This window comes from Dehalococcoidia bacterium, assembly GCA_040902535.1.
In the GTDB taxonomy this organism is placed as follows: domain Bacteria; phylum Chloroflexota; class Dehalococcoidia; order DSTF01; family JACRBR01; genus JBBDXD01.
Window position 1 is genome coordinate 202,980 of sequence record JBBDXD010000022.1, and the last position, 21,288, is coordinate 224,267.

Below are 21,288 nucleotides of genomic sequence, written 5' to 3' on the forward strand. Positions count from 1 at the left end.
CCGCATGGCGGACCGCCGTCTCGACGAACTGGCCGTAAACACGATCCGCACGCTCGCGATCGACGCGGTGCAGAAGGCCAATTCCGGGCACCCAGGCGCGCCGATGGGCGCCGGCCTGATGGCGTACGTGCTGTGGGACCGCTTTCTGAAGCACAATCCTGCCGACCCCAGGTGGTTCGACCGCGACAGATTCGTGCTGTCGGCGGGGCACGCTTCGATGCTGCTGTACAGCCTCTTGCACCTGACGGGGTACGGCGTTTCGCTCGACGACATCAAGAACTTCCGTCAATGGCTGAGCCCGACGGCGGGGCACCCCGAAAAGGGACTGGCGCCCGGCATCGAGACGACGACGGGGCCTTTGGGGCAGGGGTTCGGGGCGTCGGTCGGGATGGCGATGGCTGAGCGATTCCTGGCCGCGACGTTCAACCGGCCCGGTCACGAGATCGTCGACCACTACACGTACGTGCTAGTGAGCGACGGCGACATGATGGAAGGCATCTCCCACGAGTCGGCGTCGCTTTCCGGACACCAGCGCCTCGGCAAGCTGATCCTGCTGTACGACGCGAACGAGGTCTCGCTCGACGGTCCGACGAGCCTGTCGTTCAGCGAGGACGTCGGCAAGCGGTTCGAGGCGTACGGCTGGCACGTGCAGCAGATCGACGGGATGGACTACGACGCTGTCGATGGCGCGATTTGCGCGGCGCAGGGCGACGATCGCCCTTCGATCATCGTCGCGCAGACGCACATCGGCTACGGCAGCCCGAACAAGCAGGACAGCAGCGCGGCGCACGGCAACCCGCTGGGCGCCGACGAGGTGAAGCTCACCAAGCGCAACTACGGCTGGCCCGAGGACCGCGAGTTTTACATCCCGGACGAGGCGCTCGCGCACTTCCGCAAGGCGCTTGAGCGCGGCGCGCAGTGGCAGCGCGATTGGGACCGGCGCTTCGAAGCGTACAGCCGCGCATTCCCCGATGAGTCGGCGACGCTCAGGCGCGCGATCACCGGAGAACTGCCTTCCGGATGGGATCAGGCGCTCCCTTCGTTCTCGGCCGCAGACAAGCCGATGGCGACGCGCGCGGCATCGGGCAACGTGCTGAACGCGATCGCGGACGCGCTGCCGCTGCTCGTCGGAGGCTCGGCCGACCTCGCCGAATCGAACGGCACGCTGCTCAAGGACAAGCCGAACATGACCGTGGACGAACCCGGCGGGCGCAACGTCTACTACGGCGTGCGCGAGCACGCGATGGGCGGCGCGCTCAACGGCATGGCGGCGCACGGCGGCGTCATCCCGTATGGCGGCACGTTCCTGGTGTTTTCCGACTACAATCGCCCGGCGATACGCATCGCGGCGCTCAGCGAATTTCGGTCCATCTTCGTCTTCACGCACGATAGCGTCGGCCTCGGCGAAGACGGGCCGACGCATCAGCCGATCGAACACCTGATGGCGCTGCGGGCGATGCCGCACCTGCAGGTCCTGCGGCCCGGCGATGCGAACGAGACGGCGTACGCGTGGAAGGCGGCGATCGAGCATCGCGGCCCGAGCGCCCTCGCGCTCTCGCGGCAGGCACTTCCCGTACTCCAAGCGACCACAAACGGGCGGGCGCAGGGCGTGCTGCGGGGTGCATACGTACTCAGCGATGCGCCTGAAGGCCGCATCGACGCGATCATCATCGCAACCGGCAGCGAGTTGTCGGTCGCGGTCGAGGCGCAGGCGCTGCTCGGGGAGCAGGGCGTACACGCGCGCGTCGTGAGCATGCCGTGCTGGGAACTCTTCGAGAAGCAGGACGAAGCGTATCGTAACGACGTGCTGCCTGCGGGTGTCCGTGCGCGCGTGTCCGTCGAGGCGGGCGAGACGCTTGGATGGCAGCGCTGGGTTGGTGACGACGGCGACATTATCGGCATCCACAACCGGTTCGGGGCGTCGGCGCCGGGCGCGACGGTGCTCAAGAACTTCGGGTTCACGGCGGAGAACGTGGCGAAGCGCGTCGGCGCGCTCGTCGAGCGGCTGAGCGGGGTGCGAGCATGACGCTGCGGATCGCCGTGGCCGCGGATCACGCGGGATTTCCGCTCAAGCAGCGCGTGATCGACGAGGTCAAGCGCTGCGGCGCGACGCCGCTCGACCTGGGCACGAACAGCGCCGAGCCTGTGGATTATCCGGACTTCGCGGAAGCGGTGGGGCGGGCGATCCAGCAGGGGAATGCTGACCGCGGTATCGTGATCTGCGGCAGTGGCGTCGGCGCGGCGATCGCGGCGAGTAAGATGATCGGCATCCGCTCCAGCGTCTGCCACGATACGTACTCGGCGCACCAGGGCGTCGAGCACGACAATATGAACGTGTTGTCGATCGGAGCGCGCATCATCGGTCCCGAACTGGTCGCCGAAGTCGTGCGGGCGTTCGTCGCAGCGGAGTTCTCCGGCGATGAGCGGCATGTGCGGCGGCTGGAGAAGGTGATGGCGATGGAGGCGGGCGGCATCGGAGCGAAGGAGAAGGTGTAATGGCGAATGCGGTACGCGAACTCTACGACAAGCAACGGCAGGCGCCGTGGCTCGACTTTATTCGGCGGAACATGCTCAATGACGGCGGTCTGCGGAGATACGTCGAAGAGGACGGGATCCGCGGCGTTACCGCCAACCCGACGATCTTCGAGAAGGCGATCGGCGCTGCCGACGACTACGACGAGCAGATCGCGCAGTTGGTGCGCGAGGGCGTCAAGCCCGAGGAGATGTTCGAGCACGTCGCGGTGACGGACATCTCGCACGCGGCGGACATCCTGCGGCCGGTATACGACTCTTCGGGCGGCTCCGATGGCTTCGTGAGCATCGAGGTGTCGCCGGACAAGGCGTTCCAGACGCAGGCCACGATCGAGGAAGTCGAACGCTGGTGGCGGCTCATCGACCGGCCGAACCTGATGGTGAAGATCCCGGCCACCGACGAAGGGCTGCCGGCGATCGAGCAGTGCATCGCGGACGGCGTGAACATCAATATCACGCTGATCTTCGCGATCGAGTTTCATGAGCGGGTGATGGAAGCGTACGTGCGCGGGCTCGAGCGGCGCATCGAAGAGGGCCAGGACGTGCGCGACTCGAACTCCGTCGCAAGCTTCTTCGTCAGCCGCGTCGACACCGCCGTCGACAAGCTGCTCGATGCGAAGATTGAAGCTGCGACGAGCGAGGCGGAGCGCGAGAAGCTGCGCTCGCTGCTGGGCAAAGGGGCGGTGGCGAACGCGAAGGTAGCCTATCGCAAGTTCCAGGGCGTCTTCGGCTCCGAGCGCTTCAAGAAGCTCCAGGCGAAGGGCGCGAAGGTGCAGCGGCCGCTGTGGGCGAGCACCGGCACAAAGAACGCCGCGTACAGCGACATCCTGTACGTGCAAGAGCTGATCGGGCCCGACACGGTGAACACGATGCCGCCGCAAACGATCGATGCGTTCCGCGACCACGGGGTCGTCCGGCGCACTGTCGACGAGCGCTACGAGGACGCCGAGCGCGTGCTTGCGGACCTGGCGGAGGTTAACATTTCCATAAAGGACGTGACCGATCAACTCCAGCAGGAAGGCGTGGAATCGTTCTCGACGTCGTTCCGCGGGATCAGTGAGACCACGGCGCGGAAGGCCGCAGAGATTGCCCGGAAGGTGAGCGCGGCGTGAAGTTCGAGCTCGGCCGCCATGGAGAAGCGGTCGAGCGGCGCATCCAACAACTGGTCAGCGAAGGCGCCGCCGCCCGAATCTGGCGCCGCGATGCGGCGTTCTGGGGCGGCGATCCCGCACGCGCCGCGTCGGTCGCGAACCGGCTCGGTTGGCTCGATGTGGCGCGAGACATGCACGAGCGCGTCGAGACGATCGAGCGGTTTGCCGCGGAAGTCCGTGACGCTGGCTTCACATCGGCGGTACTGCTCGGGATGGGCGGCAGTTCGTTGGCGCCCGAGGTGCTGCGTCAGAGCGTCGAGCGCGACGAGACGTATCCGACGCTGCACGTGCTCGACACGACGGACCCGGCGTCGATCCTTGCCGTCCACTCGCAGGTCGATCTGGCGGGGACGCTGTTCTTCGTCTCGTCGAAGTCGGGCGGGACGATCGAACCGAACGTGCTCTTCGCGTATTTCTACGAGCAGGTCCGCGCTGCGCTGACTGATGGAACGCCGGGCGCCAACTTCGTCGCGATCACCGACGAAGGCTCGCCGCTCGCCGAGGTGGCGCGCACGAATGAGTTTCGCCGAATCTTCGCGAACCCTTCGGACATTGGCGGCCGCTACTCGGCGCTGTCGTACTTCGGCCTGGTGCCCGCTGCCGCGTCGGGCATCGACGTCCGGCGCTTGCTCGAGCGCGCACTGGCCGCCATGGACGAAGCGCGCGTGGATGACAGTGCCGCGCTTCGTCTCGGCGCCATGCTCGGCGAATTCGCCCGTGAGGGGCGGGACAAGGCGACGTTCCTTGTGTCGCCGGAGATCGCCTCGTTCGGGCTGTGGCTCGAGCAGTTGATCGCCGAGAGCACGGGCAAAGAGGGTGCGGGCATCCTGCCCGTTGCCGGCGAGCCTGGGGGGTCGCCGCTGAAGTACGGCGACGACCGCGTGTTCATCGAATTGCGGTTCGAGGGCGGCTACGACGCCGAGGTCGATGCGCTCACGGGCGCGTTGATCGCCGAAGGCTTTCCGGTCGCCGTCATCGAGTTGGAGGACGGCTACGACCTTGCATCGGAGATGTTTCGGTGGGAGTTCGCCGTCGCGGTCGCCGGACAGGTGCTGGGCATCAACCCGTTCGATGAGCCAAACGTGCAGGAATCGAAGGACAACACGACGCGCGGGCTGGCGGAGTTCGCATCACGCGGGACGCTCGACGTCGCAGGCATCGACGGCGGATCGCCGATGGCGCTGACGCCCGGCCGCGAACCCGACCGCGATGTGCTGCACGCCTTGCAATCGCTCCTCGCGCGCATCGGCGAGCGGGATTACTTCGCCATCACGGCGTATCTGCAACAGACGCCGGGATCCGACGAGGTCTTCGCAGACATGCGGACGGTGGTGCGCGATGCGCTCGGCTGCGCGACGACGCTCGGCTACGGGCCGCGCTTCCTGCATTCCACCGGTCAGCTTCACAAGGGCGGGCCGCCGGCCGGCGTCTTCCTGGAGGTGACGGCCACCGACGTTCGAGACATCGAGGTGCCGGGGAAGGAGTACACGTTCGGACAGCTCAAACGAGCACAGGCGATCGGCGATTTCGAATCGCTGGTGGCGCACGGGCGGCCGGTGCTTCGAGTACATCTGGGGACTGACATCGATGCGGGGCTCGCGACGCTACGGACGGCCGTCCGAACCGCGCTGCGGCAGCCGGCAGCAGGCGGACGGAGGTAGCGCATGGACATCGGCATGATCGGCCTGGGGCGGATGGGCGCGAACATGACGCAGCGGCTGCTGGCGGGCGGTCACCGCGTGGTGGTTACGGACCTGAACCCGGATGCCATCGCGCAAGCGGTGACGGAGGGCGCTGTGGCCGCTCCTACGCTCGATGACATGGTGGCGGCGCTTTCGCCCCGGCGCGCGATCTGGATGATGGTGCCGGCCGGTCAGCCTGTCCAGGACACCGTCGACACGCTGGCGTCGAAGCTTTCGCCGGGAGACGTTCTTATCGATGGCGGCAATTCTAACTACCACGACTCGATGCAACGGGCGGAGCAACTTGCTGCGCAGGGGATCGAGTACGTCGACGCGGGGACGAGCGGCGGTATCTGGGGGCTGACGGAAGGGTTCTGTCTCATGGTTGGCGCATCGCCCGAGGCATTCGCGCAGATCGAGCCGGTGCTACGGACGCTGGCGCCAGCCGACGGTTACGCGCACGTTGGGCCGAGCGGCGCCGGGCACTTCACGAAGATGGTCCACAACGGCATCGAGTACGGGATGATGGCGGCGTACGGCGAAGGCTTCGAGTTGCTCGCGGGCTCGCCGTTCGAACTCGACCTGCACCAGATCTCGGCGCTCTGGAACCATGGTTCCGTTGTGCGGTCCTGGCTGCTCGAGTTGACGGAGCGCGCCTTCGACGGCGATCCGCGTCTCGAACGCGTCCGCGGCTTCGTCGACGACTCCGGGGAGGGGCGCTGGACCGTCGAGGAGGCGATCGATCAGCGAGTGCCGCTGCCGATCATCACGCTTTCCTTGATGCGGCGATTCTCTTCGCGCCAGGAGATGTCGTTTTCGGCGAAGGTGCAGGCGGCGTTGCGCAACGAGTTCGGCGGCCACGCCGTGCGCTCGCAGGGCGATGGATCGGCGGCGCCGTGACGGCAGCGACAGACCTTCGCGAGAACCCGCTGCGACAGGGACTGCGCCTGCCGCGCACGCCGCAGCCATGCGCGGTCGTCGTCTTCGGCGCCACGGGCGACCTGACATCACGAAAGCTGATGCCGGCGCTTTACAACCTCGTGCGCGAAGGCATGGTGCGGGGTGGACTCTCCGTCGTCGGATTCGCGCGGCGTGACTGGTCGGACGAGCAGTTCCGCGCGGTGATGAAAGAAGCCATCACGACGTACTCCCGCGAGCCGCTGCAGGAGGACATCTGGGATAGCTTCGCGCGGTCCCTGCACTACGTCCCGGGCACGTTCGACGACCTCACCGCCTACCTGCGTCTCGGCGATCGGCTCAAAAAGCAGGATGAAGCGCACGGGACGGGCGGCAACCGGCTGTTCTACCTGGCGACGCCGCCCACGGCCTATGCGTCGATCGCGCAGCGCCTGGGGGAGGCGGGGCTGGTGCGGGGCAGCAGGACGGGCGGCTGGTCGCGGCTGGTCGTGGAGAAGCCGTTCGGACGCGACCTGGCCTCGGCGCGCGAGCTGGACCAGGCGCTCGGCATGGTGTTTCGCGAGCGGCAGATCTTCCGCATCGACCACTATCTCGGCAAGGAGACGGTGCAGAACATCCTCGTCTTTCGCTTCGGCAACGGGATCTTCGAGCCGATCTGGAACCGCCGGTACGTCGACCACGTGCAGGTGTCGGTCGCGGAGACGGTCGGCGTGGAAGGGCGCGGCGGATACTACGAAGAGGCGGGCGCACTTCGGGACATGGTGCAGAACCACCTGCTGCAGGTGCTGTCGTACGTGACGATGGAGCCGATCGCGTCGTTCCGTGGCGACTCCGTCCGCGACGAGAAGGCGAAGGTCTTCGAAGCGATCCGCGCGATTGACGACGTCTCGCGCGACACCGTACGCGGGCAATATTCGGCCGGCGCAATCCTCGGCAAGCAGGCGCCGGGATATCGCGAGGAGGACGGCGTGTCGCCGGCATCGAACGTCGAGACGTACGTGGCGATGAAGCTTCAGATTGATAACTGGCGCTGGGCCGACGTGCCGTTCTACCTGCGCACGGGCAAGCGCCTCCCCAAGCGCGCCACCGAAGTCGCGATCACGTTCAAGTCGGCGCCGCTCGAACTGTTCCGGCAGATCGCCGGCGAGGCTCCCGCGCCCAACTTGCTCGTGCTGCGCATCCAGCCGGATGAAGGGATCTCGCTGCGGTTCGGCGCGAAAGTGCCCGGCACACGCATGGACGTCCGCCCCGTGAACATGGACTTTCGCTATGGCTCGACGTTCAGCCAGGGGGCGCCTGAGGCGTACGAGCGGCTGCTCCTCGACGCGATGCTCGGCGACGCGACGTTGTTCACGCGTTGGGATGGCGTCGAGCTGGCGTGGGAGTTGCTGACGCCGGTGCTCGAGTCATGGTCGGCGGGCGCCCGTCAACTGGAACCGTACGAGGCCGGTAGCTGGGGGCCGGATGGCGCGCGTGAGCTGATTGAACGGGATGGACGCGAGTGGCACCGGATGTGAAACCGATCGAGCGGCTCGAGGTGCGGCCGATCGACGTCGATCCGGCGGCGATCGAGGACGAGTTTTCGCGCGTCTGGCGTGACGCGTCCGGTTCGGGCTACGACGAATCGAGCGTGCGGCTGCGCGTGCTCAACCTTGTCGCGATCGGCGGCGCGGATAAGGACGCCGAGCGCTTCGAGAGTGTCATGCAGGTCGTCCCGCGCAAGCACCCCTGTCGCGGCATCCTGGCGCTGACATCGGACGCGCGGCGTTCGGTGGACGCCACGATCTCAGCGCACTGCTTCCGCGAAGGCGGTTCCGTCGAGATCTGCTCGGAGGAGGTCGTGCTCACCGCGGGAAGCGCGCAACAGCGCGAACTGGCGTCGGCGGTGCTGGCGCTGCTCGTACCGGAGATCCCCGTCGCCGCGTGGCTCCTCGGGCGCGCCGAGATGACGTCGTATCTCACGTCGGAAGTGATCGAGGCCGCGGACGTGCTCCTGGCAGACTCCGGTGAAGGAGATCCGGGTGCAAACATACGCGCGCAGTTTGATCTGCGTGAGAAGCACGATGCCCGCATGTTTGACCTGGCATGGGGCCGCTCAGAGACCTGGCGCGAACTGACCGCGCAGTTCTTCGATGGCGATGACCGGCTGCAACAGCTCGAGCGCATCAAGGCGATCGAGATCCGCGGCTATCGCGGGCGCGCCTCCGCCGCGCCGATGCTGCTGGCGGGGTGGCTGGTCTCGCGCCTCGGATATTCACTCGCCGATCTGGACGGCGACGAAGAGGCACTCCGTGCGACGCTGTACGACGGCTCGCGCGGCGTCACGCTCAGCGTCGCTCCGGGCTGGGCGCCCGACGTGATGAGCGGGCTGCGCATCATCACCGACTCTGCGCGGTTCGAGCTGCAAGGCCACGAGCTGAGCCGCCATCTGCATGTCATCGAGCAATGGGGCGCGCACGAGGAGATGCGGCGCGCCGTCGATCATCCTGCGCTCGACGACGCGGCGCTGGTGATGCTCGGCCTGGACGGCAGCCCTGATCCGGAGATAAGCGTCGAAGCGGCGGCGGCCGCGCTGGCGCTCCTCGGCGGATAGCTACTCGTCGCGCAAGAAACCCCAGATGATGGTCATGAACTTGTCGAGCTGGTCGTGGTGTACCCAGTGGCCGGCGTCCATCACCAACTCCGTCTGGTAGTCGTGGAACGCGGACGCTTTGCCGTCGGCCTCGGGGTCGGACGCCCAGCTTTCCGAGCCGCGGATCAGGAGCACGGGGCACGTGATCTGGTTCCAGATCTCGCGCGCTTCGGCGATGTTGAACTCGTAGGGAGAGTGCAGCCGGACGTAGTTATCGAACTTCCAGCTCAATGTGCCGTCATCGTTCTGGCGTGCGCCGTGGATCGTGAGGTGCCGTGCCATGTCTTCGGTGAGGTGCGGATTTTCTTCGAGCATGCGTTTGACGGCGTCATCGGTGGACGCGTAGCGGCGAGGCTTGCGCAGATCGAACTCCTTCATGTGGCCGATCCAGTGGCGCATGCGCTGGGAAGCGGGCGTCGGCTCGCGCACGGGCGGCCCCAGGCCCTCGATCGCAACGACGCGCTTTACGGAGTCCGGGAAGACGCCGGCGTACTCGAGCGCGACGGCGCCGCCGAGCGAGTGGCCGATCACGGTGAGCGGGTCGCGGTCGATCTCCCGCGCGAGCATGGCGATGTCCAGGACGAACTCCGGCAGGCTGTACTGTCCGCCGACGGCCCAGGCGCTGTCCCCGTGACCGCGCAGGTCGGCGGCGTACACGCAGTAGCGGTCCTTGAGCTGGACGGCGACCTGGTCCCAGGTGCGGGCGTGGTCGCGGTTGCCATGAATGAGCAACAGCGGCGGATTCGCCTCGTCGCCCCAGACGGCGTAGTGCAGCTTGAGGCGCTGAGACCAGTAATATCGCGACTGCGGTCCGGACAAGGCACTTCCCCTTCGATACGCGGCAACGCTACGTGAGCGCCGGTATCACGGTCAATGCTGACCGCGAGTTCTCGAATGGCGATTCATGTGAGCGATGCCAAGAAGAAGGCCCGCGCATCGCGGGCCTTCGTGATCGTGTGCGGTGTGTGGCTAGCGGCTGCCACGCAGGCGCGGGTCGGCGATATCGCGGATGGCATCGCCCAGGAGGTTGAAGCCGAGCACGGTGAGCGTGATCGCCGCGCCGGGGAAGATCGCCGCCGGCAGGTGGTACGGCACGGTCTGCCGCGCGCGGTTGACGTCCTGTCCCCACGAAGCAGAGCTTGGAATGCCGAGCCCGAGGAACGACAGCGCGGCCTCCGCGAGGATGATCGCGCCCAACAGCGTCGTCATCACGATGATGCCGAGCGCGACGACGTTCGGCAGGATGTGCCGCAGCAACACGCGAGGCGCCGATGCGCCGCAGGCGCGAGCCGCCTCGACATACTGGTTGTTTTTCTCCGATAAGACGGTGCCGCGTACGACGCGCGTGACGCCCGGTATGACGGCCAGCATCAGCGCGAAGACGATCGTCGTGAACGACGGGCCGAGCGCCTGCGTGATGATCAACAGGAGCAGGAGCGCCGGGAACGCGATCGCCGCGTCGACCGTGCGCTGGATGAATGAGTCCGTGAAGCCGCCGAGATAGCCGGAAACGATGCCAAGAAGGATGCCGATCGAGCCGCCACCGAGCACCGAGATGAATGCCACGGACAGCGAGATGCGACTTCCCCAGACAATGCGGCTGAAGATGTCGCGCCCGGAGCGGTCCGTCCCGAACCAGTTGCTCGATGAAATAGGGTCGTTGACGCCGCCGGCGTTGATATCAGTAGCGGAGTACGGCGCGATGAACGGCGCGAACAGGGCCGCGACGGCGAACGCCAGGATGATAATCAGGCCCGCCGTGCCGAGCGGGTTCTGGCGGGCGAGGGTAGCCAGCTTGCGGAGGCGCTTGCCGATCGTCGGGCCGGCCAATCCGCGGTCGGTAAAGACGGCGGGAGAAGGGATCGCGGTCTCTTGGGACACGGCCTCTGCTCCTTACGAATACCGGATGCGGGGATCAAGCCAGGCGTAGCTGATGTCGACGACCAAGTTCAGCACGACGACGGTGACGCCGGCATAGAGCGTCATGGTCTGGACGACGGGAAAGTCCTTGCGGAAGAGCGACTCAAACGTGAACAGCCCCAACCCCGGCAGGGCGAAGATCTGCTCGACGATGATCGCGCCGCCGAGCAACCCCGAGACTTGCAGGCCAAGCACCGTCACCACCGGGATCAGCGAGTTCTTGAGTCCGTGGCGGACGATCGTCGTGCGTTCGCGGAGGCCCTTGGCGCGGGCGGTACGCATGTAATCCTGGCGCAGCACTTCGAGCAGGGATGAGCGGGTGAGGCGCATGACGCCTGCGGCGGAGCCGATCGCCAGCACCGCCGCAGGCGGAAGGAACTGCTTGAGGTTGCCGATTGGGTCTTCAGTGAGCGGAACGTGCTTCCCGAGTGGCGGCGCGTACCCCCACCACTCGAGCGGCAAGATCAGGACAAGCGTCGCGACCCAGAACGCGGGTACCGCCAGGCCGAAGATCGCCGTCACGCGTACGACGTAGTCCATCGCGGAGTTCTTCCAGATCGCCGATATCACTCCGGCGGGTATTCCTACGACCACGGTGATGATCAGCGTGAGGACCACCAGTTCGAGCGTGATCGGGAACCGGTTGACGATCGACTCGGAGACCGGCCGGAAGTTGACGATCGATGTCCCGAGGTCGCCCGTCAACACGCCGCCGAGCCAATCCCAGTACTGCTGGTAGTAGGGATCGTTCAGGCCCAGGCGCTCACGCTCCGCAGCGATACCCGCCGCGGTGCAGTTCAATCCGCACCTGAGTTCCGCCGCGTCGCTGCCCGGCACGATGCGCAACAGGAAGAACACCGTGACGGAGAGCACGAAGAGGATCAGGACGCCGATCAATAACCGCCGCAGAATGTACGTTTGCATAGGCTACAGGTCTAGCCACCAGTCGTTGAGGTACAGCGCGCTCGCGCCGATGCCCTCGGTGATGCCCTTGACGTAGGTCTGGTACAGCGTGAACGAGTAGGGGCTGACCAGCGGCAGGAACGTCGGACCCTTTTCGTAGATCATCTTCTGCAGGTCGTGCGAAGCGGAGATGAACTCCTCCGGGTCGACGATGCCCTTGACGCGGTCGATCTCGGCGTCGATTTCCGGGTACAGCGCGCCGACGCCCGCCGCATAGATCTTATTGCGCGCGGGCCCCTCGGAGTGCTGCCAGTCCATGTTGAACTCGGCGTACTCGTAGACCTGGTTGAGCGCCAGGTTGGAGTCGTAATCCAGGTTCGTGTAGCGGTCGAGCCACGTCGCGAACGCCAGCGGCTCCTCTTCGACGTCGAACCCGGCGTCCTTCATCTGCTGCAGCCAGATCGGCAGGTGGAGGTTGTGCTGCTCGATGGTCGACTCCGCCGGGTAACTGACCTTGATCTTGACCGTGTCGCTGCCGGTCGCCGCGTTGATCAGGCTCCTCGCCTCCGCGGGGTCGTAGCGCTGGTACTCCTCGAGATCGTCGCCGGAGAGCGCCAGGTCGCCGAGCGGCCAGTGGTAGATGCCGTTTGCCTGCGCTTCGCCACTGTAGACGCGGTCGACGTAGACCTGCCGGTCCATGGCGAAGTTCGCTGCCTTACGGATGCGGTCATCCTGCCACGGGTCGCGCGTCGGGTTCATGGTGAAGGCGATGAACGTGTTCACGGGGTCGCGGACGACGTTGTACGTCCCGCCCTGCTGAAGCTGGTTCGCCTCGTCGACGGTTTCCGCGCCGTAGACCGAGAGCTGGCCATCGGCGAAGGCCGTGCGGATGGTGGCGCGGTCCGTGATGATGCGCACGTCGATGCCATCGGCGTACGGGATCTGCGCGTTCCCGTTGTTTTCGTCCTTGCGGTAGTAGTTCGGGTTGCGGTCCAGGGTCGCGCCCTGGCCCTCCGAGTAGCTCCTCAGAATGTAGGGGCCGGCGCCCGCGGCTTCGGATCGGAGCTTGCCGATGTTCTCGTCCGTCAGCGCCTCCACCGGCGCGATCATGTTGATAGCGCTGCCGATGCGGTTGCGGAAGAAGGCGTATGGCCCCTTCATCGTCATCGTGTAGGTCATGCCGTCGGCAGAGGCTTCCTGTTCCGTGAGCCATTGGCCGATGAACGCGAAGGCGTTCGACTGCGGCAGCGACTTGATGCGCTCGTAGCTGGTCACGACGTCCTGCGCGTTGAGGTCGCGCTCGGGCACGCCGAGATTGTTCGGTCCGACCTTTACGCCGGGCCGGATGGCAAAGACGTACGTCGTGTCATCGGGCTGCTCGTAGCCGGTCGAGAGGTCGTCGAAGCGGAACGAACTGTCGAGCGCCGAGAAGTTGGCCAGTGCGTTGTAGAGGCGCGGGAAGTATCCGACCGAGGCGGCGATGCCGATGTACGGGTCGAACGTGTCGAAGTCGGCCGTGCTGCCGACGAGATAGCGCCCGCCGGCCTTCGGCGTGCCTTCTTCACCGTCACCGTTGGTGGTCGTGCCGGTTGTCTCCGAGTCGTCGTCATCGCCACCGCCGCAACCGACGATCCAGATGGCGCCCGCGGCCGCACTGGCGGCACCTGCGCTTTGCAACGCGCGCCGGCGCGTGATGCGTTGTGTCGTGAACTTATCCCAGTAGCTGCTACCGGCCATTTCTGTCTCCCTTCAGAAACAAGAAGGTTCCTCCGCCTCCGAGTGGCATTGAGATAGCCTCAAATGCCGCCTACAGTCAAGCGATACGTGAAGTCATCGTCAGGATTCACGGTTCGCCTGATGGTGCCCCAGTGTACTCTACCGCGGGTCGTTTGCGTACCGTACTATGCATGGTTCCCCGACGGAACAGACCCGCTCTTCATAATTGTCAACAGACCCGAGGTCATGGTCTTTATCGCACGGCTCTGGCCGTACTTGATGCGTTATCGCCTCCGGATGTCGGTCGGGCTACTCGCCCTGGCTGTCGCCGCCGGATTCTTCGTGCTGTCGCCGTACATCCTCGGCGCCGCCATCGATGACCTTCGCGAGGGCGTCACAACCCGGAAGTTGTTCCTCTACGCGGGCATCCTGATCGGCCTCCAGCTCGGCGACAGCGCCTGCCGGTACGTCACGCGGGTCTTCGTGAGCGGGTCGTCCCGGCATATTGAATACGACCTGCGGAACGATGTGTATTCGCACATCCAGTCCCTGGACCAGCGGTTTTTTCATGACAATCAGACCGGCGACCTGATGGCGCGCGTTTCGAACGACGTCACGACCGTGCGGGAGATCCTCGGTCCGGGGCTGATGGACCTTTTCCGGTCGGCGCTCCTGTTCGTCGCCGGCCTGGCGATCATGCTGACGATCGACGTAAAGCTCGCCCTGCTGGCGGCGGCGCCGCTGCCCCTGATCACGCTGATGTTCGTCTGGGTCGGGCAGGTCGTGGAGAAGCGGTATTACGCCGTCCAGAACCGCTTTGGCGACCTGGCGACGTTCGTCCAGGAGAACTTCTCCGGGGCGCGCGTCGTGAAGGCGTACGTCCAGGAAGAGAACGAAGCTGCGGCGTTCGAGCGGCAGACGAAGGAATTCGAAGAGGCGAACCTCCACTGGGCGCGGCTTTCGATGGCGCTCTGGCCGCTGCTGGCCGTCCTCATCGGCGTGAGCACCGTGATCGTGCTGTACGTCGGCGCCATCGAAGTGAAGAACGGGCAGATCACCGTCGGCGACTTCGTGGCGTTCAACAGCTACATCGTCTTGCTGGCGATGCCCATGGTGAACCTGGGCTGGACGCTGAACATGTACCAGCAGGCGGCAGCGTCGATGGTGCGCGTGGAGGAGGTGCTGTCGCGCAAGCCGCTGATCGTCGACGCCGTGGACACGCAGCCAGTGCCGCCGATCCGGGGCAGCATCTCGTTCGAGCGCGTGAGCTTCGGCTACTTCAACAAGCCCGTGCTGTACGACATCACGCTGGATGTGCCCGCCGGGACGACGCTGGCCGTGGTCGGCCCGACGGGATGCGGCAAGACGACGCTTGTCAGCCTGATCGCCCGCGTGTACGACGTGAAATCGGGCCGCATCGCCATCGACGGGCATGACGTTCGCCACATCCCGCTCCAGCAACTGCACGAGGCAGTGGCGTTCGTGCCGCAGGAGTCGTTCCTGTTCTCCGCCACGATCGAAGAGAACGTCGCGTGGGGCGGAGACGTCGGACCGGAGTCGATCGGACGGGCGATCCAGCTCTCGCAGCTTGTGAACGACCTGCAGCAATTGCCGCACGGCGTGCACACGATGGTCGGCGAGCGCGGCGTGTCGCTGTCCGGCGGCCAGAAGCAGCGCGCGGCGATCGCGCGGGCGCTGGCGCGCGAGGCGCCGACCCTGATCCTCGACGATGCGTTGTCGCACGTCGATGCGTACACCGAGGAACGCATTCTCGCGGGGCTGCGCGGCTTCATCGCGCGGCGCACGGCGATCATTATCGCGCACCGCGTGTCGGCGGTGAAGTGGGCGGACCAGATCGTGGTCATCGATGATGGGCGGATCATCGAACGCGGCACGCATGAAGAGCTGATCGCGCGTGATGGCGCGTACGCGCAACTCGACCGCAGGCAGCGGCTGGAGCAGCAACTCAGCGACGAAGGCATTGTGATGGAGGACGACGAGTAGGGTGGACGTCGCTGGTTACCACGAAGACGACGACGTTATAGGCAAGGCCTACGACAGGCGCCTGATGGGGCGCCTGATGGAATACATGCGCCCGTACGCGTGGCGCATCATCGTCGCGTTGGTGCTGCTGCTCGCGACGACGGGACTGCAGCTCGCCCAGCCGCTGTTGATCCAGCAGGCGATCGACCGGGACGTCGTACGCGGCGAGACCGACGACCTGTGGTGGATCACGCTGCTGTTCGTGTCAACGCTCGTGCTGCTGTTCGTCTTCCGCTATGCGCAGGCGATGTTCATGGTGTTCGTGTCGCAGCGCGTCATGAACGACATCCGCATGAAGCTGTTCCGCCATCTGCAACGGATGTCCATCGCCTTCTACGACAAGAATCCGGTAGGGCGGCTTGTCACGCGTCTGACGAACGACATCACCGCCCTCAACGACCTGTTGACGGCCGGCGCCATTACAATCATCGCCGACCTGTTCATGATCGTGGGCGTCGCGATCGTGCTGCTGGTGATCAGTTGGAAGCTGGCGCTGATCACGTTCGTGATCATGCCCGTGCTGGCCATCGTGATGCGGTGGTTCGCCGTCGTCATGCGCAACTCGTTCCGCAAACAACGCCTGCACGTGGCGCGGCTGAACGCGTTCACGGCCGAGCACATCGCCGGCATGATGTTGGTGCAGCTCTTCGGGCGCAGGCAGAAGGACGCAGACGAGTTCCGCGACCACAGCGGGAAGCTGCGCGACGCGAACATGGAGGTCGTGTACGCGTACGCCGCCTTCGAGCCGGTCGTGGCGATCGTCAGCGCGGTGACGACGGGCATGGTGATCGTCATCGGCGGCCAGTTCGTGCTCGACGAGTCGCTGAGTATCGGCCGGCTCGTCGCGTTCCTGCAGCTCGTGTCGATGTACTACAACCCGGTACGTGAGATCGCGGACCGCTTCAACATCCTGCAGTCGGCGATGGCAGCGCTCGAGCGGATCTTCACGCTGCTCGACCAGCCGGAAGGCGTGCAGGACGAAGAAGATGCGATCACGCTGCCGGAGCGCGTGCAGGGCGAGGTTGAGTTCGACCACGTGTGGTTCGCCTACAACGAGGGCACGTGGGTCCTGAGGGACGTGAGCTTCACGATCGCGCCCGGCGAGCGCATCGCGATCGTCGGTGCGACGGGCGCTGGCAAGTCGAGCATGGTCAACCTGCTGCTGCGTTTCTACGACATCCAGAAGGGAGCGATCCGCCTCGACGGCGTCGATATCGCGAAGGCGAAGCAGCGCTCGGTGCGCCGGCACATTGGTCTCGTCCTGCAGGATCCGTTCATCTTTACCGGCACGGTGGCCGAGAATATCCGGCTGCGCGACGAAACGATCCCTATGACGCAGGTGCGCAAAGCGGCGCAACTCGTCGGCGCCGACCGCTTCATCAACGAGTTGCCGATGGGATACGACCACAAACTCGTCGAACGCGGCGGCAACCTCAGCACCGGCCAGAAGCAACTCATCGCGTTCGCGCGGTCGGTGGCGTTCGATCCGGAAGTGATGCTGGTGCTGGACGAAGCCACCGCGAACATCGACTCCGAGACGGAGGCGCTGATCCAGGAAAGCCTCGAACGGCTGACGGCGCGGCGCACGAGTATCATCATCGCGCACCGATTGGCGACGATTCGCAGCGCCGACCGGATCATCGTGCTGAATCGCGGCGAGATCCTCGAAGAGGGCACGCACGATGCGTTGCTGGCGCTGCGCGGGCGCTACTACCGTCTCTGGCTGCTCCAGCAACGCGACGTGCCCGCGGACGCGGTGGCGCCCAGCGGTGATGGGACCCGGACGGCGAATTGAGTCGCGTCGGGGCTGCGTATCGCCAACGGCGCCGGGCACATTGTTCAGTGGCGGCGCAGAACTGTTGAGCCGTCGGGGGAACTGCGCGAATCGTCCGTCATTCGCTGCTCCGGGACTTGTTGCGTCTGCAGGTACATATAGGAGGCGAACGCGACAATTATTAGCGGAAGCGTGTTCGCCGCGCGGACCAGAATCGCACCAGACGTGGCTTCGCTGAAGGCCAATCCGAAGCGGCGCAAGAGCGACGCAACGGCGGCATCGGATGAGCCGAGGCCGAGCGGCAGGAGCGTGACGATCCCGACGAGCTGCGACGCACCGAAGGCGATCCACGCTTCATGGAAGGCGACGTCGTCTGCGAGCGAACGCGCGATGAGCCAGTACTGCAGTGACGTAATGCTGAATATGCCCACCGTGACGGCGCTCCAGGGCACTACCAGCGCCGGGTCGCGAGCGAGCCTCACGAGGCGTTCCATACCATCTCGCACGAAGGCGATCTTGCTGGTTGGCTTTGTCTCATCGGCGCGGACGAGTACACGCGCGGCGATCGAAAGCACCATGCCGGGCAGGACGAGCAGCGGAGCGGCCGCAGCAAGGATGGCCGGTAACCATGCAAGCGGCACGGCTAGCAGCAGTGCCGCAGCGGCGGTTGTGAGCGCGATGACGTAAACGGAGAGGCCGCGCTCGAAGAGCACGAGCGCGGCACCGTCACGGGCTGCCACATTGGCCCGCGAACGTAAGAGGACGCCGCGCAGGACCTCGCCGCTGGATGCCGGCGTGAGTGATCCGGCGACATTACCTACGATAGCGATAGGGAGCGCCGTTTGGATGCTAAGACGATATCCGAGCCTCGTCAGCACGAAGGACGAACGCACGCCAAACAGTAGTGCCACCGGCACGGTGAGGAGCGCTGCGACAACAATCAACGATGCATTGGCGTTGGCGATCGCGTCGCGCATTGCAGCGAGATCCGTGCGGACGACGAGGTACGCGAAGAACGCCAGCACTAGCGCGAGTTGCGCCGCGCGCCAGAATCTCACGATCGTGCCAGCGGTGCCACTTCGCGGCGGCGGCCGATGCCGTACAGGCGTCGCAGCAGCCAGTGCCGTTCGACACGCCGGGTGGTGAGGATGCGTCGCCGCCGGGAGGAAAGTCTGGGCATCATGATAAGCGCGGTGAAGGGCGCGATCAGCGCCGGCGGGATGAGCAGCAGGAAATGTAACACGCGCCGTGGCGCCGGCGTGCCAAACTGCGCTGCGTTGAACGGGGCGCCAATGACCGTAAGCGTCGCGAGCGGGATGAACTCGTCCCACGTGCTGCACTTCCACATCGCCAGCAATCGGTTGCGGATGATCCGCACGGTCTTCTGAAACGATCGCAGCGAGGGGCGCGCCTCGAGGGTGTGTCGATGATAGACGGTCGCGCGGGTCGCAGCGACGGTCCGGTAGCCAGCAGCAATGACGCGAAGCGCAAGATCGAGATCTTCGGCATACGCGAACATGTCCGGATCGAAGGCGTACCCCGAATCCTCGATGAAGGACCGGCGAGCGATGATGGAGACTCCGTGCAGGAATGTCGTGTCAACGATCCGGTCAGCCAGCGGAATGCCGCGATAACGGATGTAGCCGAGCGGTGACAGGTCGGCGGTGTACGCCGCATCGACTGGCTGTTGTCGTTCCATCGCCTCGAATTGGGGGTACCACGGCTGCAAGATGTTCGCGTGCGCGGCCTGGATCGAGGGATCACCTTCGATCGCCGCGAGCAACTCGCGCAGCCACGATCGGTGCAGCACGACGTCTTGATTCAGGAACACCACGTACTCGCCGCAGGCGTGCTCGAACCCGATGTTGTTGCCGATGCAGTAGCCGTAGTTCCGGTCGAGCCGGTGTACCTGCACATCGTCGTAGGTTGCGGCACGATCAGGCGTCCCGTCCGTCGAGCCGTTGTCGATGAAGAGCACTTCGTAGGGGCGGCCGATGTCTTGATCAAGCAGGGTCGTCAGGCATTCGTCGACGTACCCGACGCCGTTCCACCCAAGCACGATCACGCTTACGACGGGCGGCTCATTCAAGGCGATCCTCGTGAAGCTGCCGGGTCGGCGCGGCGGGCGATCACCCGGTAGGTGTGCGGAAGGACGCGCGCGAGCAGCTTGCCGGCCGCCCGTTCGAGCGGGCTGCGACCGGCCACGTAACCTTCGATCCGCAGGACCGCCAGGCCGCCATCGGCGAAGAGGCGTTCGAGGCCGGTGCGGCTGAATGGACGTACATGCGTGTAGTCGTCCCAGAAGTTCCCGATCGGAAAGAACTGAGAATAGACAGAAGGGACGTGGGCGATCAAGCAACCCCCGGGCGCGATCAAACGCGCAGCTGCGCGGACTGTTGCCAGCGGATCGTCGAGGTGCTCGATGATTTCCTTCAGACGCACTACGTCGAACGACGCATCAGCAAACGGCAGTTCAGGTGCTCTCCCGAGCACTGACCAGACGCCGCGAGAGCGCCATAGTTCTGGCGCCGTCGGCTCCATGTCGACGCCGAGCGCATCGCAGCCAAGCGCGCGGGCGGCCATCACGAACCCTCCCCGACCTGCGCCAATATCGAGAATGCGAGGGTGTGCGGGGCTGACCTCCCGAATCGCGCGGAGATCCCACGCATCAAGCTCCGGATGCTCATGAATGTGCTGCAGGGGGCCGGCGATCGAGGAATCGATGGTCCGCGAGATCTTCCCGCCCTGCGAGGAGTGGGCGGCGAACAAGCTGATCACCGCTCGCCCTCGAGCATGCTGGAGAGCGCGCCCACCAGTCCCACGTTGGCGCCCACCACGATCAACGACTGGGCAACTCCGGCGACGCCGAGCCGGTTGAGCCCGGCGAGGTCATCGATGGCGAGTGCGACGTCCAGCCCGAGTCCGGCGAGGATCAACACGAATCCGCCGCCGACGAACGCCTCGAATCCCAGGTAGCGGTGATAGAAGCGCAGGACGCTATCCTCGTTCGTGATGCCCCGGGCCGTCGTATAGAGTCGCGATGCGAACCCGAGCAGCAGCGCGTTCACGCCGACGACGAGAAAGATGCCGCCGGCGAAGATAGGTTGCCACGAGAGGTCGCCGATCTCGACCGTCTCATCGGGCAGCGCGAGCGCGAGGGTGAGCACGCCGAGCAGCGTCAGGAAGATGCCTGGCAGCGTGAACAGGTAGTTGGGGCTCGCGAGCAGCAAGAAGCGCAGATGCCGCCAGCCGTCGCGCACGGTGTTGAGCTTGGCCTCGCCGAGCCGCTCGCCGTAGGGCACCGGCACGTCCATGACGCGCAGCCCGCGGCGCGCCGACTTGAGGATCATTTCGGATGCCAGTTCCATGCCGTCGGTCTGCAGTTCGAGCCGGTTGAGCGCATCGCGGGTGAACGCCCGCAGGCCGCACTGGCTGTCGCCGACCTTGAGGCCGGTGAACACCTTGAGAAGCGCGGAGATCGCCGGCGTGCCGATGTAGCGATGACTCCAGGTCATGGCGCCCGGGGCGATACCGCCCGCGAACCTGTTACCGACGACCAGGTCGTAGCCGTCGGCCAGCGGCGAGACCAAGTCGTCCAACTGCGAGAAGTCGTACGTGTCATCACAGTCGCCCATGACGAGCCAGTTGCCGCGCGCTTCCGTGAACCCGCGTCGAAGGGCGGCGCCGTAGCCGCGCGTGGTCTCGTGTACGATGCGTGCGCCGGCCTCTTCGGCGAGTTCTGGTGACCCATCGGAGGAGCCATTGTCAACGATGACCACTTCGCCGGCGTAGCCGCTCTGCCTGACCCAACCGAGCGCTTTCGTGACGCAGGCCGTCACGGTTTCACGCTCGTTGAGGCAGGGCATGACGATGGAGACGAATGGCGCCCCAAGCTCGGCCGCACGCGGCTCCGCGGCTTGACGCTCGAACGCGTCCCCGGAAGAGTGAGCAATTGCCATGGTTGGCCACCCTGTATACGATGCGCCGACACCGGAGACACCCCGGCGCGGGCAAAGG

17 protein-coding genes are annotated in these 21,288 nt (G+C 65.6%); 9 read left to right on the top strand and 8 right to left on the bottom strand.

The window, feature by feature from the left end:
* The first annotated feature begins 4 nt into the window (after positions 1-4).
* Genes tkt through WEB52_12865 form a run of 7 tightly spaced genes read left to right on the top strand, consistent with a single transcriptional unit; the run spans position 5 to position 8,876 of the window.
* Positions 5-2,026, top strand: coding sequence for a transketolase (gene tkt, locus WEB52_12835; GenBank protein ID MEX2227324.1), 2,022 nt, complete (start codon positions 5-7; stop codon positions 2,024-2,026).
* The gene (locus WEB52_12840) at positions 2,023-2,496 is read left to right on the top strand and encodes an RpiB/LacA/LacB family sugar-phosphate isomerase (protein ID MEX2227325.1); all 474 of its coding nucleotides are present in this window, start codon (positions 2,023-2,025) and stop codon (positions 2,494-2,496) included. Before tkt ends, WEB52_12840 begins: the two co-directional genes overlap by 4 nt.
* Complete coding sequence (gene tal / locus WEB52_12845) at positions 2,496-3,644, top strand: transaldolase (GenBank protein MEX2227326.1); 1,149 nt, start codon at positions 2,496-2,498, stop codon at positions 3,642-3,644. Before WEB52_12840 ends, tal begins: the two co-directional genes overlap by 1 nt.
* Positions 3,641-5,344, top strand: coding sequence for a glucose-6-phosphate isomerase (locus WEB52_12850; protein ID MEX2227327.1), 1,704 nt, complete (start codon positions 3,641-3,643; stop codon positions 5,342-5,344). The genes tal and WEB52_12850 overlap by 4 nt, the downstream gene beginning before the upstream one ends.
* Positions 5,345-5,347: 3 nt before the next feature.
* Positions 5,348-6,265, top strand: a complete 918-nt coding sequence (gnd, locus tag WEB52_12855; GenBank protein ID MEX2227328.1) for a decarboxylating 6-phosphogluconate dehydrogenase — start codon at positions 5,348-5,350, stop codon at positions 6,263-6,265.
* On the top strand, positions 6,262-7,800 hold the full coding sequence (zwf, locus tag WEB52_12860) for a glucose-6-phosphate dehydrogenase (GenBank protein MEX2227329.1): 1,539 nt from the start codon (positions 6,262-6,264) through the stop codon (positions 7,798-7,800). The genes gnd and zwf overlap by 4 nt, the downstream gene beginning before the upstream one ends.
* The gene (locus tag WEB52_12865; protein MEX2227330.1) at positions 7,785-8,876 is read left to right on the top strand and encodes a glucose-6-phosphate dehydrogenase assembly protein OpcA; all 1,092 of its coding nucleotides are present in this window, start codon (positions 7,785-7,787) and stop codon (positions 8,874-8,876) included. The genes zwf and WEB52_12865 overlap by 16 nt, the downstream gene beginning before the upstream one ends.
* On the opposite strand, the gene WEB52_12870 is transcribed toward WEB52_12865, so the two are convergent.
* The 4 genes from WEB52_12870 to WEB52_12885 form a co-directional block, all read right to left on the bottom strand.
* Positions 8,877-9,734, bottom strand: coding sequence for an alpha/beta hydrolase (locus WEB52_12870; protein ID MEX2227331.1), 858 nt, complete (start codon positions 9,732-9,734; stop codon positions 8,877-8,879).
* A gap of 150 nt (positions 9,735-9,884) precedes the next feature.
* Entirely contained in the window at positions 9,885-10,796 is a 912-nt protein-coding gene (locus WEB52_12875; protein ID MEX2227332.1) for an ABC transporter permease, read from the bottom strand.
* Positions 10,797-10,808: 12 nt separating this feature from the next.
* Complete coding sequence (locus WEB52_12880; protein MEX2227333.1) at positions 10,809-11,759, bottom strand: ABC transporter permease; 951 nt, start codon at positions 11,757-11,759, stop codon at positions 10,809-10,811.
* A 3-nt stretch (positions 11,760-11,762) separates the two neighbouring features.
* The gene (locus WEB52_12885) at positions 11,763-13,475 is read right to left on the bottom strand and encodes an ABC transporter substrate-binding protein (GenBank protein ID MEX2227334.1); all 1,713 of its coding nucleotides are present in this window, start codon (positions 13,473-13,475) and stop codon (positions 11,763-11,765) included.
* Between the two features lie 225 nt (positions 13,476-13,700).
* Between WEB52_12885 and WEB52_12890 the strand changes: the two genes are divergently transcribed.
* Together WEB52_12890 and WEB52_12895 are read left to right on the top strand one after the other, a co-directional pair.
* Complete coding sequence (locus WEB52_12890; GenBank protein ID MEX2227335.1) at positions 13,701-15,458, top strand: ABC transporter ATP-binding protein; 1,758 nt, start codon at positions 13,701-13,703, stop codon at positions 15,456-15,458.
* Between the two features lies 1 nt (position 15,459).
* On the top strand, positions 15,460-17,292 hold the full coding sequence (locus tag WEB52_12895) for an ABC transporter ATP-binding protein (protein MEX2227336.1): 1,833 nt from the start codon (positions 15,460-15,462) through the stop codon (positions 17,290-17,292).
* Between the two features lie 44 nt (positions 17,293-17,336).
* On the opposite strand, the gene WEB52_12900 is transcribed toward WEB52_12895, so the two are convergent.
* From WEB52_12900 to WEB52_12915, 4 genes are read right to left on the bottom strand one after another with little or no spacing between them, the layout of a single operon-like run.
* Positions 17,337-18,329 (bottom strand): lysylphosphatidylglycerol synthase transmembrane domain-containing protein, encoded by a 993-nt coding sequence (locus tag WEB52_12900; GenBank protein ID MEX2227337.1) that lies wholly within the window; start codon positions 18,327-18,329, stop codon positions 17,337-17,339.
* Complete coding sequence (locus WEB52_12905) at positions 18,326-19,360, bottom strand: glycosyltransferase family 2 protein (GenBank protein ID MEX2227338.1); 1,035 nt, start codon at positions 19,358-19,360, stop codon at positions 18,326-18,328. The genes WEB52_12900 and WEB52_12905 overlap by 4 nt, the downstream gene beginning before the upstream one ends.
* Complete coding sequence (locus WEB52_12910) at positions 19,357-20,049, bottom strand: class I SAM-dependent methyltransferase (protein ID MEX2227339.1); 693 nt, start codon at positions 20,047-20,049, stop codon at positions 19,357-19,359. The genes WEB52_12905 and WEB52_12910 overlap by 4 nt, the downstream gene beginning before the upstream one ends.
* Positions 20,046-21,230 (bottom strand): glycosyltransferase family 2 protein, encoded by a 1,185-nt coding sequence (locus tag WEB52_12915; protein MEX2227340.1) that lies wholly within the window; start codon positions 21,228-21,230, stop codon positions 20,046-20,048. Before WEB52_12915 ends, WEB52_12910 begins: the two co-directional genes overlap by 4 nt.
* Positions 21,231-21,288: the final 58 nt, after the last annotated feature.

What these genes read in the sequence shown, in the direction of transcription:
- tkt (MEX2227324.1), top strand. Translation starts at nt 5, where the DNA reads ATGGCGGACCGCCGTCTCGACGAACTGGCCGTAAACACGATCCGCACG.
- WEB52_12840 (MEX2227325.1), top strand. Translation starts at nt 2,023, where the DNA reads ATGACGCTGCGGATCGCCGTGGCCGCGGATCACGCGGGATTTCCGCTC.
- tal (MEX2227326.1), top strand. Translation starts at nt 2,496, where the DNA reads ATGGCGAATGCGGTACGCGAACTCTACGACAAGCAACGGCAGGCGCCG.
- gnd (MEX2227328.1), top strand. Translation starts at nt 5,348, where the DNA reads ATGGACATCGGCATGATCGGCCTGGGGCGGATGGGCGCGAACATGACG.
- WEB52_12880 (MEX2227333.1), bottom strand. Translation starts at nt 11,759, where the DNA reads ATGCAAACGTACATTCTGCGGCGGTTATTGATCGGCGTCCTGATCCTC.
- WEB52_12885 (MEX2227334.1), bottom strand. Translation starts at nt 13,475, where the DNA reads ATGGCCGGTAGCAGCTACTGGGATAAGTTCACGACACAACGCATCACG.
- WEB52_12890 (MEX2227335.1), top strand. Translation starts at nt 13,701, where the DNA reads ATGGTCTTTATCGCACGGCTCTGGCCGTACTTGATGCGTTATCGCCTC.
- WEB52_12915 (MEX2227340.1), bottom strand. Translation starts at nt 21,230, where the DNA reads ATGGCAATTGCTCACTCTTCCGGGGACGCGTTCGAGCGTCAAGCCGCG.